This is a genomic window from Staphylococcus sp. 11-B-312 (assembly GCF_016743055.1).
Classification (GTDB): domain Bacteria; phylum Bacillota; class Bacilli; order Staphylococcales; family Staphylococcaceae; genus Staphylococcus; species Staphylococcus ureilyticus.
Map to the genome: position 1 here is coordinate 2,678,908 of NZ_CP068241.1, position 13,131 is coordinate 2,692,038.

General features: G+C 34.3%; 13 protein-coding genes. 3 read left to right on the forward strand and 10 right to left on the reverse strand.

The genetic code is table 11. The features are described from left to right. Positions 1–176: 176 nt before the first annotated feature. From JG554_RS12950 to JG554_RS12960, 3 genes are read left to right on the forward strand one after another with little or no spacing between them, the layout of a single operon-like run. Positions 177–617 (forward strand): LytTR family DNA-binding domain-containing protein, encoded by a 441-nt coding sequence (locus JG554_RS12950; RefSeq protein WP_052722064.1) that lies wholly within the window; start codon positions 177–179, stop codon positions 615–617. After that, complete coding sequence (locus JG554_RS12955) at positions 614–1,084, forward strand: DUF3021 domain-containing protein (RefSeq protein ID WP_046207138.1); 471 nt, start codon at positions 614–616, stop codon at positions 1,082–1,084. Before JG554_RS12950 ends, JG554_RS12955 begins: the two co-directional genes overlap by 4 nt. Further along, entirely contained in the window at positions 1,077–1,535 is a 459-nt protein-coding gene (locus tag JG554_RS12960; protein WP_046207139.1) for a DUF4188 domain-containing protein, read from the forward strand. The genes JG554_RS12955 and JG554_RS12960 overlap by 8 nt, the downstream gene beginning before the upstream one ends. A gap of 204 nt (positions 1,536–1,739) precedes the next feature. On the opposite strand, the gene JG554_RS12965 is transcribed toward JG554_RS12960, so the two are convergent. The 10 genes from JG554_RS12965 to JG554_RS13010 all read right to left on the reverse strand — a co-directional run bounded on the left by JG554_RS12965 (position 1,740) and on the right by JG554_RS13010 (position 13,114). Beyond that, the gene (locus tag JG554_RS12965) at positions 1,740–2,924 is read right to left on the reverse strand and encodes a thiolase family protein (protein ID WP_107359942.1); all 1,185 of its coding nucleotides are present in this window, start codon (positions 2,922–2,924) and stop codon (positions 1,740–1,742) included. A 34-nt stretch (positions 2,925–2,958) separates the two neighbouring features. Then, positions 2,959–5,214, reverse strand: a complete 2,256-nt coding sequence (gene fadB / locus JG554_RS12970) for a 3-hydroxyacyl-CoA dehydrogenase/crotonase FadB (protein ID WP_107359943.1) — start codon at positions 5,212–5,214, stop codon at positions 2,959–2,961. A gap of 44 nt (positions 5,215–5,258) precedes the next feature. Beyond that, positions 5,259–6,467 (reverse strand): acyl-CoA dehydrogenase FadE, encoded by a 1,209-nt coding sequence (gene fadE, locus JG554_RS12975; protein WP_046207142.1) that lies wholly within the window; start codon positions 6,465–6,467, stop codon positions 5,259–5,261. A 72-nt stretch (positions 6,468–6,539) separates the two neighbouring features. Next, positions 6,540–8,066 carry a long-chain-fatty-acid--CoA ligase FadD gene (gene fadD, locus JG554_RS12980; RefSeq protein WP_064209693.1) on the reverse strand — a complete coding sequence of 509 codons (1,527 nt, stop codon included), beginning with the start codon at positions 8,064–8,066 and terminating at the stop codon, positions 6,540–6,542. Positions 8,067–8,084: 18 nt separating this feature from the next. Then, the gene (gene fadX, locus JG554_RS12985) at positions 8,085–9,659 is read right to left on the reverse strand and encodes a fatty acid degradation protein FadX (RefSeq protein ID WP_064209694.1); all 1,575 of its coding nucleotides are present in this window, start codon (positions 9,657–9,659) and stop codon (positions 8,085–8,087) included. Between the two features lie 464 nt (positions 9,660–10,123). Further along, positions 10,124–10,669, reverse strand: a complete 546-nt coding sequence (locus JG554_RS12990) for a GNAT family N-acetyltransferase (RefSeq protein WP_238394776.1) — start codon at positions 10,667–10,669, stop codon at positions 10,124–10,126. A 364-nt stretch (positions 10,670–11,033) separates the two neighbouring features. Continuing rightward, positions 11,034–11,381 (reverse strand): MerR family transcriptional regulator, encoded by a 348-nt coding sequence (locus tag JG554_RS12995; protein WP_046207145.1) that lies wholly within the window; start codon positions 11,379–11,381, stop codon positions 11,034–11,036. Between the two features lie 45 nt (positions 11,382–11,426). Continuing rightward, entirely contained in the window at positions 11,427–11,747 is a 321-nt protein-coding gene (locus tag JG554_RS13000) for a hypothetical protein (protein WP_046207146.1), read from the reverse strand. A gap of 33 nt (positions 11,748–11,780) precedes the next feature. Then, the gene (locus JG554_RS13005) at positions 11,781–12,539 is read right to left on the reverse strand and encodes an SDR family oxidoreductase (protein WP_070038498.1); all 759 of its coding nucleotides are present in this window, start codon (positions 12,537–12,539) and stop codon (positions 11,781–11,783) included. A 194-nt stretch (positions 12,540–12,733) separates the two neighbouring features. Beyond that, entirely contained in the window at positions 12,734–13,114 is a 381-nt protein-coding gene (locus JG554_RS13010; protein ID WP_103161311.1) for a DUF3021 domain-containing protein, read from the reverse strand. Between the last annotated feature and the right edge of the window lie 17 nt (positions 13,115–13,131).

Below are 13,131 nucleotides of genomic sequence, written 5' to 3' on the forward strand. Positions count from 1 at the left end.
AATCCTACAACCACCTCAGCGATTATTTTTCAGATAATCGCACGGAGGTGGTTTTTTTATACTAAATTGCTGTTAAAAATGCCGTTTAGAATAATATTACAACCACTTACCTATTTTGTATGGTAATCAAATCATTTATTTGTTTTACTTATCAATAAGAAGGAGGCGAACTGAGCATGGATGTGAAGGTAATATATAATCAGCATTTAGACAACAATCAAGTAATCATTGAAGTCAATGAACACACTGAGCACGTGAATGACATTGTAAACTATATTAACAAATTAGCCAAAACGAAGTTATTTCCCGGAAAATATAAAGGGGAAACACACTTTATAAAACAAGAAGATATTATTTCCTTTCGCATAGAAAATAAAATTCTTACTATGATTACCGCAGACAAACAATTTACAATGAATCAGCGACTATACGAAATCAAATCTCAAATCAACACCTATTTTCTACAAATCTCTAAATCTGAAATAATAAATATTAATTATATTGATTATTTGAAACTCAATAAAAATGGCACAATTGAAATTCGTTTTACTAATAATGATTTCACTTATTCATCAAGAAGGTATTTACCATTAATCAAGGAGGCTTTAAAATTATGAAACGCTTATTACACGGCGCAATCACAGGTATTGCTATTGGAGTTATCATTTCTTTATTTTTTTCAGTTGTTTTTTCACATACTTCATTTCATCCAGTCTCCCCTGTCTCAACAATGGGTCATTTATACTTTCAATATTTAAGCGAATTACAAACAATGTTTATCGCAGTTATCATCTGGGCATTAATTGGTATTACATTTAGTTTTGGAGCACTCATATTTTCAAGTTCTAGAAAATCATTATTATTTAAAACATCTGTGCACTTCACCCTAATGTTCGTTATCATGCTCCCTTTAGCAATACTAGCGGGATGGTTTCCACTTAAAGTTTCAGCTTTAGTATCTTTTATCATTATCTATACAATTGTCTATTTTATCATTTGGTCAATAGAAGCGAAACGTAATCAAAACGATATCAATGAAATTAACGCTATGCTTTCAAAAAGAAAGGGGGAAAAACATGAATAAAGGGAGATACACTGTAATACCCAATGCCTCAGTCACAGTTTTTCTAATAGGACTTCGTATAAATAAATGGTATAAAATTCATAAATGGTTACCTGTACTCTTAGCTATGCCACCTATGCTCAGAGAATTATCAAAAGATAAAACGCTGGGATGTTTATCTTTTGAAATGCTATTTAAATATCGTGGTGTGATGATTGTTCAATATTGGGAATCCAATGAAAAATTACTTTCTTATTCAAAAATGCCGGTACATTTAAAAGCATGGCGACGTTTTATGAAAGAACTTAAGCAAAATGATGCTGTAGGTTTTTATCATGAGACTTATAATGTCGATGCGAATCAATATGAAAATATTTATATTAACATGCCCGATTTTGGTCTAGGAAAAGCACGTAATAACGAAAAAGTAACCAAAGCTACACACACAGCAAAGCAACGCTTACGCTCATAAACCTGACCTATCAATGCTCATCCTGCCTTATCAATTTATATGCGATGAACATATACTAAAATAGTTTTCAGCATAGAAAAGCTCCCTTCAAGTTTCATTTTTTAAATGTCACTTTGAAGGGAGCATATGCATTGTCTATACTCATTCCTAACAGAATATAGTTATTTCAGTGTTTTATTACTTTACTAGCTAATTACTAAACTATTATCTTACATATTCAAAGATACCGGCAGCACCCATACCTACACCAATACACATCGTTACCATACCATATTGTGTATCCGGGCGTTTTTTCATTTCTGAAAGTAATCTGCCAACCAACATCGCACCCGTAGCACCCAATGGATGACCTAAGGCAATTGCTCCGCCGTTAACATTCGTCTTTTGAGCATCTAAACCTGTCTCTCTCATTGAAGCGATTGTTTGAGATGCAAATGCTTCATTCAACTCTACTAAATCAATATCATCTACATTCAAGTTTGCCTGTTTTAACACTTCAGGAATTGCATAAGCAGGTCCAATCCCCATCAATTTAGGATCTACACCAACTGCTTTAAAACCTACGAATCTCGCAATTGGTTCTACGCCTAATTCCTTTACCTTTTCACCTGACATTACTACTACAAAGCCTGAACCGTCAGTTAAGGGTGCCGAGGAGCCTGCAGTCACTGTGCCATCCGCCTTAAAAACAGTGGGTAATTTAGATAATGCTTCTTGATTCGTATCTGGTCTAATCAATTCATCATCTTTAAATACTGCCTGCGATACGACCGGACCATTTTCATCATAATTCACTTTATTCACTTCAATCGGAATAATTTCATCTTCAAATTTACCTTCTGCTTGTGCTTTAGCAGCACGGGCATGACTTTGTACTGCATAGGCATCTTGATCTTCTCTAGAAACCTTGTAAGTGTCAGCCACCATTTCTGCAGTTAACCCCATTGGATAAGATACACCAGAATCTTCGTCTTGCAGTATCGGGTTATTGGTTGGCTCATTGCCCCCCATCGGTACCGCACTCATAAGTTCAATACCTCCAGCAACTAGAATGTCTGCTTGGTCCGCTATAATTTGATTTGCTGCATGTGCAATTGTTTGTAAGCCTGAAGAACAATAACGATTGACTGTTTGACCAGGTACTTCATTTGGCATCCCTGCTAATAAGGCGATTGTTCTAGCAATATTTTGTCCTTGCAAGCCTTCTGGAAATGAATTCCCAACAATGACATCTTCAACCATACTAGGTTCAAATGAACCTCCAACTCTTTCTAAAACACCTTTCAATACTTTTGCAGCTACTTCATCAGGTCTTTCATGAGTCATTGCACCATTTTTTGCTTTACCAGCTGCTGAACGTCCATAAGCTACTATATACGCGTCTCGCATTTAGTTTCACCCTTTCCTCTATAATGTTCGATTATTAGTTGCGTAGCGGTTTTCCTTTTTCTAACATGTGAGAAATTCTATCGTATGTTTTTTTATTTTGAAGTAATTCTAAAAATCTTTCTTTTTCTAGTTTTTGTAAATATCTTTGATTTACATAGGTGTTACGTGGAACATCTCCACCACTTAGTACTTCTGCAATCTTCAATGTTATTTCATAATCGTAATCACTAATAAAGTGACCCACACGCTGTGCATCTAATTGACCTTCCGCTAACGCTTTAAAGTCTCGACCTAAAGCGATATATTGAGTTTTTGGAAGTGGTACATAATTCGCTTCAGATTCATAGCGCGCACGTTTCAATGCAATTTCAATACGTCTTTCGGTATTTAAAATAACTGTATCTGTTTCTTTTAAATAGCCATATCTTTTTGCTTCATAAGCGTTTGTAGATACTTTAGCAAAGCCAATTTGCATTAAAATATTGGTAATAGACGCTTGTTTATCATCTTTTTTATGATTTGTACGCATAATACGATCTGTTAGTTCTGCTAGTCCGCCACCTGCTGGCAATAAACCTACACCTGTTTCTACAAGGCCAATGTAAGACTCACTCGCCGCTACAACAATTGGTGAATGTAATACAAGTTCACAACCGCCGCCTAATGCACGTCCTTGAACAGCTGTTACAACAGGTTTCAACGCATGTTTTAGTCTCGCAAATACATGGTGTAATTGTTCGACCGCTTCACCTACTTCAGAAACCACTTTCCCGTCTTCATGTGCTTTCTTCATTTGATATAAATTAGCACCTACACTAAAGTTGTTACCACCTGCGTAAATCACCATGCTCGTGAAGTCTTCATTTTCAAGCTTATCAATTGCTTCTAATAAGTCAGATAAAAAGCTATTTGAAATGACATTATTTTTACTTTGTAATTTTAATAATAATTGATCTTTATTTGCTATAGATAAATTAGAATCGGATCTATCCCACAATTCTGAATCGATATAAGCTGTTACAGGTGTCACGCGTTCAATAGATTCACCTTCAGCATAAAACGGTTCGTTGCGTTGCTCAATCCAATCTGGTAACTGACCTAATTCTTCTTTCATACGAGATTTAACACGTTCATATCCCATTAAATCCCATAATTGGAATGGTCCTAATTTCCAGTTGAATCCCCAAACTAATGCGCGGTCAATATCTTTAAAATCTTCCGCAGCTTTTGGTACATTCAATGCTGAATAATAGAAATTATTTCTCAATGTTTCCCATAAGAATACACCTGCATCATCTTGTGCATTAAAGATAACATCTAAATTTGAGGCAAGGTCTTTACTAAAATGACCTAAAATTTCTAGTTGTGGCTGCTTTGGCTCAACGTAGTCATTTTGCTGTTCATCATAAACATAACGTTGTTTATTTACTTTTTTATAAAACCCTTGTTTTGTTTTATTTCCGAGTGCACCATTTTCGGCTAATTTTTCAGAAAGTGTTACATCTTTGAAGAATGGTTGCTCTTCTGGAATTTTTTGCAATCCTTTGATTACAGCCATAGCAATATCTAATCCTACTAAATCAGACAGCCCATATGTGCCCATTTTAGGTCGACCAATAATGCGACCAGTTAATGCATCAACATCAGTAATAGAGAAACCTTGCTGTTCTGCGCGATACATAATATCATTCATTGTTTGTGTGCCAACTCTATTGGCAACAAAACCAGGTACATCATTTGCTACAATTACCCCTTTACCTAATACATCTTCTGCAAAGGTTTGTACCCGTTCAACAACCGCTGAATGTGTTTGTTTATTGGGGATAATTTCCACTAATTTCATGATTCTAGGTGGATTGAAGAAGTGCATACCGAAAAATCTTTCTTTATCACTATCATCAAATACCTCTGCAATTGCTTCAATTGGAATACCTGAAGTATTTGTTGCAAACACTGCATCATTATTCGCTACTTTTTTAACTTGATCCCAAATTTGATGCTTTATGTCCACTTCTTCTTTAACCGCCTCAATATATATATCTGCATCATCATCTTGTAAATCTTCATTGAAATTACCGTATGATAAGTTTGAGGCAAATGATAAATCAAACAGTTGTGGACGTTTAGGATTTGTAATTGCTTCATAAGCCTTTTTCGAGATTTTGTTAGGATCATTTTCATCAATGACAATATCCAATAATTTAACTTTTAAGCCTGCATTTACAAGTAGTGCAGCAATTTGACTACCCATTGTTCCTGCACCTAGCACTGTTGCTTTTCTTATCGTCATACTAAACCCTCCAATTTTTTCATTAACATCTTACACATAAATCTTTATATAAATGCGGAATCTCCTGTAATTGCTCTACCGATAACTAATGCATTGACTTCGTGTGTACCTTCGTATGTGTATATTGCTTCTGCATCTGCAAAGAAACGAGCGATATCATATTCTCCAGCTAATATACCGTTACCACCATGAACACCACGACCCATGGCTACAGTCTCTCTCAATCTTAATGAATTCATCATCTTAGCTGTTGAAGTCGCTACTTCATCATATTCACCGTTAGCTTGCATACGTGCGAGCTGTGCACATGTAGCCATGGCTTGTGCTAAGTTTCCTTGCATCATTGCCAATTTTTCTTGAATAAGTTGGAATTTACTAATTTCTTTACCGAATTGTTTACGTTTTGTTACGTAATCTGTCGTTGCTTTCAATGCGCCAGCCATTGCACCTGTCGCCATATAAGCCACACCTGCACGTGTTGAATATAAAACTTTCGCGATATCTTTAAAGCTATTAATATTTTGTAAACGCTGTTCTTCTTTGACGACAACATTTTTCAAACGAATTTTTGCATTAGGTACGATTCTTAGTGCAATTTTATGTTCTAACAGTTCAATTTCTACGCCTTCTTGACTTGGCTCAATTATAAATCCTTTCGGTTTGCCAGTTTCAACATCTACGGCATAGACTGGCATGACATCTGAAACATTTGCTCCACCAATCCATTTCTTTTCTCCATTAATAATCCATTCATCGCCTTGACGTTTTGCAGTTGTTTCTAACCCTCCTGCGACATCAGAGCCATGTTCTGGTTCTGTCAACGCAAAACAAGTACGTAATTCATGTGATTGTAACTTGGGTAGATAATAGGCCTGTTGTTCTTTACTACCGCCAAACCAAAATGAATTATGTCCTAATCCTTGATGCACACCTAACAATGTTGCTAAAGATACATCAAATCTTGCAATCGTATATGACATGAAAAACTGGAACATTTGACTCGGTGTACGGGCGCCTTCACGACCTTCAAACAGCAATGGATTATTAAAATAGTTAAGTTTTCCTAACTCGTCAAAATAACCTTCTGGCTCAGTGGCATTTAACCAATGTTCATTCACAGAATCACGATATTTTTCTTCTAACATATCATTCAATTGTTTTAATAATTTCACTTCGCCTTCCGTTAAATCTTTTCCAATACTTAAAATATCTTCTGGGTACAATGCTTTTAGTGTTTCTTCTTTTGTTGGCATAATTAAAACCTCCATTTTTTGATAGCGCTTACATTTATAGTAAAAAAATTTTGTGCTTTTCAGCATTTTATTTTAATTCAAATCGTCAACACCTTTGGCTTCTTGTTGAGCTTTCTCATTCATGTATTTCTGAAGTTCTAATTTGTCTGCTTTTGATGTAGAGTTCAATGGCATGTGTGTCAATTTCAAATATAATCTCGGTATTTTATAACCAGCAATATTTTCACGCATATGCGCATCTAATTTTGCTTCAAAATCCGGATCATCTTCGGTAAGCACAACTGCTGCAGCAACTGATTCACCATATTTAGGACTATCATATCCAACGACAACCCCTTGAGCTACGAGTGGGTGTTCTGCTAATACCGTTTCCACTTCGGAAGGTAGGACATTCTCACCACCAGTAATAATCATTTCTTTACGACGATCAACGATATAGACATCACCATCTTCGTCTACTTTTGCTAAATCGCCTGTTAAGAAATATTCGCCATGAAATGTTTTTGCAGTTTCTTCAGGTTTATTCCAATAACCAGGTGTTATATTATTACCACGAACGCCAAGTTCACCGATTTCACCAACTTCTACCTCTTCAAAGTTATCATCGAATATGCATATATCCATAAACATGACTGGTTTACCAATACTGCCTGGTTTCTGCGCACCATTTTCCGGTGTATTGACCATTACGAGCGGTGCTTCAGTTAAGCCATAACCGTTAATAATTGAATAGCCTAAACTATTAAATTTCTTTTGTACCATTGGTAAAGGTGATGAACCACCTTGAATTAAGAAATCGATACTTTCAAAGTTTTTTAAGTCGAAATTTTCTGCTACCAACATGGCATAATACATCGTTGGAATCTGAATTAAATAATTTGGTTTGTACTGAGCCATTAAATCATTTAGCGCTTCGCCATTAAAATAACGCTGTAATATCAGAGTGCCTCCAGCCATTAATAAAGGCAGCGTCAAATCGTTAAATCCTAAGACATGGAACATTGGTGTGGAAATAATTGTTGTATATGTCGAATTAATTTTATAAGTCAGTGCAATATTGATTGGATTATTTACAAAAGAATCGTATGAAAACATAACTCCTTTAGGTAATCCCGTTGTACCGCTTGTATACATTAACGATGCTAAATCGTTTCCTTCCACATTAACAGTATTGAAAGGACGGTGTTGCGAAGGATCTACTATATCATCATATACTTTTGAGTCAATATCCATGTGCAGTAAGTCATCTGCAATACCTTCTAAACTTGAGACATGCTTCTCAGCGTAAAAAATGAGTTTGACATTTGAATCTGCAATCACACTTTTTATTTCCTGTGTTTTCAAACGCCAGTTAATTGGTAAGTATACAGCCCCCAATTTAAATGAAGCGAACATCAAATCTAATAATGCTACGTCATTAGGTGTAAATATACCGACGACATCGCCACGTTTTACACCTTGATCTTGTAAATGATTAGCTAAATTTTCTGCACGAATATTTAAATCTTGATAAGTCCATTCTGTGCCTTTGAATGGGTCAATCACTGCGGCTTTTTCATCATCAAATGTCGCTCTTGTTTTAATCCAGTCGTAGTTCATATTTTTCTCCCCCTTAGTTTAAATACGATAATCCGACTTTATTGCATCAGACAATCCTCCCCACTTATCTTGATAAATATCGCTATTTATTTCTTTCAAATGCGTTGCAATGAGCGGCTTGAATTCCATATTTGCTAGAATATCTCGCTCTAAATCAAGACCAGGAGCTATTTCAATGAGCATTAATCCCTGTTGTGTGAGTTCAAATACAGCCCTTTCGGTGACAAAGTAAATCTCTTGTTCAAGCAAAAACGCATTTTCAACATTGAAATCAATATTATCAATTTCATTGATAAATTTTGGTATGTGACCTTCTTGTTCTACATTAACCTTGCGCTGTTCATAACTTAGTTGACCCCCGACAACTAACGAACCGGAAAAGACAATTGTTTTTACCGTTTGACTTATGTCGATAAACCCACCACAGCCATTCATTTTATTGCCAAATTTTGAGACATTTACATTACCCTTGGAATCTACTTGAGCAAAGCTTAGAAAGGCTATATCAACGCCTCCGTTATAAATGAAATCCCAAGTCATATCGTGTCTCATACGTGCACTTAAGTTATAGTTCATACCAAAATATTTTCCGCTGCTAATCAAACCACCAAACACGCCTGTATCTATATTGGGCTGTACTAAATTATTAACCCCTTCTTCAGTTAAAACATTGGATAACTCATTATTTATGCCAAAACCAATACTGATGACATCACCTTGAAGTAAAAATTGAGCAGCACGTCTCAAAATTACTTTTCGAGTGTTCAATTCTATATATGGTTCTCGCATCTCTGTAATTTGATAATGTCCTGAAAGTGCCGGATCATAGTACGTTTGAATCACTTGTCTATGATATTTTGGATCACGGTTCACTACAATATAATCTACTAATTTGCCAGGTATAAACACTTCATTTGGATTGAAACGACCACTTTGAATCACTTCTTTTACTTGAACAATGACCTTTCCATTATTTTTATGCGTAGCTGCTGCTAAACTAAAACCTTCTCCTAAGTGTGTCTCATGCTTCATATAAATATTGCCTGCTTCATCAGCATATGTACCTCTTAGTAAAGCTACATCAATTTCTGGAAACTGATATTTCAAATAAGTGTCATCATTGATATTTATTAAAGAAACCAAATCCTCAGTCGTACATGTATTGACTTTTCCACCAGAATAACGTGGATCCACATTTGTATTTAAACCAATTTTAGTAATCGGCCCTGGAAAAGCTTCCGTACTTCCTCGATAATGTGTGGTTATAACACCTTGAGGAAGGAAATAAGCCTCTATTTCATTGTTCTGCATTGCTTGAATCGTTGCTGGTGAACCAGTAATAATACTCGTGATTAATCGTTTAACCATACCCCTTGAAACGAATGAATCTAAATCATAACTGTCACCTCTATAGTCACTAATATCATTAGCAAGCATGAACGTTAAATTATTAAGTGATTGATCCTCATCATATTGTTCGACTAACGTTTTAAGTATCTCAGCTGGTAAATTTGCTGTAGATAAGGCTGCCAGAGCTATAACATCACCTTCTTTTACGATGTCTTTCAAATCTGAAAATGGAATAATTTTCATACAGTTTCTCCTATCTATGTTTAATCCAACTAATAAAGTATTGAGTGATAAATATCTCCTTTCTTTATGTATGTAAGCCCTTACATGTAATATACCATTATTTTTGAAATTTATGCAAAAATTTTAAATTTTACGATTATAGTGAATTGTGAAAATATCCACAACATCTGCTATGACGGTTTTAGAAGTGTGTGAAGGAAAATATGAAAATCATTGAAAGAGAACTAGGCAAACAAAATGTTTTATTAAAAAAAGGATATATCCGAAGACGATAAAAAATCTGGGACATCATTGCTTTGTCCCAGACGTATTCATTTTATCAGTAGATAATTGAACTGAAAATAAAAATTCCATTTTTCAATTAATTGTGTTGGTGGGATTTATGTATGCGATTTAGCTCAGATAGTCATTTTACACTTTTTCAACACATATATTGAGAAGGTTAGATATTTAGAAAAACACTCTTAAATTTGCCACTCTTCTCTCAAAACACCCATTTGTATCGCATCATAGAAATTACCATTAACTACTCTCCCCTTACGTATACGTGCTTCCTCAATCATCCCAGATTTACTTGCTACCTTCATCATTCTAATATTACCTGACCACGTTGAAATACCTATTCTATTAGCATCTGTTTCTTTAAAAAGATAATTAATCCAATTATTGAATAATTGAGAACCTAAACCCTGTCCCCAGTTATTATTTTTGTATATGACAATACCACATTCTAACCATTTGGACTTTTTATCTTTCCAATATGATGAAACTATACCTATAAACTCATTTTCATACTTTATTGCTAAGATAGATAATGCATTTTTATAAAGATATTTGTTTTCTTTATATTTATTTTTGAATTCAATAAACGTCATTTTTTCTTCCTCGATGTATGGTCCGTTCCATTCCTTAGCTTTTTGTAACGGATCTAAATATTTCCAGTAATAATAATTGTATAAATCATCTTCATTCAGTTCCACTAGCAGTGGCTTTTTATTTGTATTTTTCAATCTTAATCTACTCCTACATTGTTCATAATTTATTGATAGTATATACTTTTTATTGAAATGATTACACATGATAAATTTAATTATTTTCAAAATACCGGATTTATTTTTAGAATCTTGAATATTTTTATTAAGTTATATCTTGTTATTTAAAAATTAAAACACATACATATAGTGTATGTGTTTGGCTATATTTATATCTTATAATTTAAAGAAACTAATAAAAATCGATACAAAATACTCTTAAATTACATTTTCTATCGCATAGATTTTCTCTAGCTGGCAATAATTTTTATTTAAAGGTTAAGTACTATAAAAAATGAAAGTAGTAATTTGTATTTTCTTTTTTCTCGCGCTGTACTTTTATCTATTCATTCTCCAACAATTTAAATTTTTCTTCTAATGTTTGAAGCCCTTGATCTATAATCTTTTTTTGTTCAATTAAATTTTTTTGATGTTCCAAAAATATATTTTTCCGCTTCGTTTTTGTGTCACTACCTTGATGATATAACTCCGCAATTTCTTTTAATTTTGATATAGGCATATGTGTCTGACGCATGCATTTTATAAATTCAATCCAATATAAGTCTTCTTCTGAAAAATCTCTATAGCCATTCTTATTTCTCTGAACAAAAGGAAAGAGCCCTGCTTTATCATAATATCGAATGGTGTGTTCACTGATACCTAAATTATCGGCAACTTGTTTGACTTGCATAATTTACCTCCTAAAAAAGGTGACCTTATAAAGTCACCTTTTTGTCTATTTCATAAGTTGGACTAGCAATTCTTCATAGTCATTGTCAATGATAGCTTCAAATCCAAATGTTGATGTCATATCATGTTTTAATGACGCCACACTGTTATAACCAATGTGTTCAGGGTTATCTATACTTAAACCAATACTTTTAATATCATTATGGAATAAATTATTTTGATGCGATAGCTCAATAATCTCTTCGGCTAATGCTTTAACGTAATTATGACTTGGCACAGATACATTCTTTTCATCTATTACCTTGGCTTCTGTAATAATTTTGATATCTGTTTCTTTCCCTTTAAATATTGCTAAAAAGTAATACATATCAAAATGACCTCCTTATGATTAAAAAGTAAACTAGCGAGTCGTATAACCACCATTTGCAAATAATGTTTGACCGTTGATCCACCATCCATCTAAAGTTAAGAAAGTAATAATCGGCGCGATGTCTTCTATTTTTGTAAGTTGGTTATGAAGCGCTTGGGATTTATGGAATGCTACAGCATCATCGCCTTCTTGTGGATAGAAGAATGGCGTATCCATTGGCCCTGGAGCGACAGCGTTTACTGAAATCCCTCTATCCATAAATTCTGAGGATGCTGCGCGTGTATAATGCTCAACAGGTGCTTTGCCACCAGCATAAGTTGAATAAAAACCGGTGTAAGCAGCAAGCAATGCAGTAGCCAAAGTGATGATTTTACCATGATCATTCATATATTTTTCAGCATATTTAATAAAGAAATAAGCTGACTTTGCGTTGATGTCCGCCATGCTATCGAATTCTTCTTCAGTCGTTTCTGAAATCGGTTTTTTAAGCACTTTTCCTACAGTATTTATTGCAATATCTACTTTTCCAAACGTTGCTTCAGCATGCTGAAATAAAGCTTTGACATTGCTAACCTTGGTCAAATCACCAGAAAATAATGTACCTTCTCCGCCCAGATTTTCAACTTTTGTAAGTGTCGCTTTTGCATCATCTAAAGAATTTTCATCATGGTGATGGATTACTAATTTAGCGCCTTCTTTAGCGTAAGTAGTGCTTAATAAGCCACCAAGGTTCTTAGCACCACCAGCAATAACTACAACTTTGTCCTGTAGACTGTCAAATTTACCCATATTATATAACCTCCTTTGAATATAATTCAATCGTAAACCTTAGAGCGCGATATCAAGCAAGTGATTGCTGAAAAATGCTAATATTTTTAGTGGCGTCTTTGTTTCATGAGAATGTTCTGTATGTGAAGAAAAATGATGATATTACTTTGTTCTGCTGACTTTTATATCGTTATTTGTTGGCAACCTTCATTTCCTTACTTTTTTAGTTGCGCGTTAACTTTTTTACTGTGTAGTAGATTATTAATAAAAAATAATAACCATAATATTAGAAAAATAATCACAAATATAGTAATTGATGAAACCACTGTGGAAACCTCCATCGGTAACCAATGATTAAGATAAGCTACAACAATAAATGAAATAACACTACCACTTAAATGAATGAATAATTGCAGTAATAAAGGTATACTTTCTACTACATAAATACTAGATAATAAGCCACAAACAGCTCCAAAGAAATATATTCCTAATACATCACCAAAACCAATGCTCATGTGATTAGCTGCGAGAAAGATAATCGTGATGCTACTGCTAAATCCGACACCTTGTAACATTTCTTTTAAGGTTCTTTTCATTATAATCCTCTCCTTAT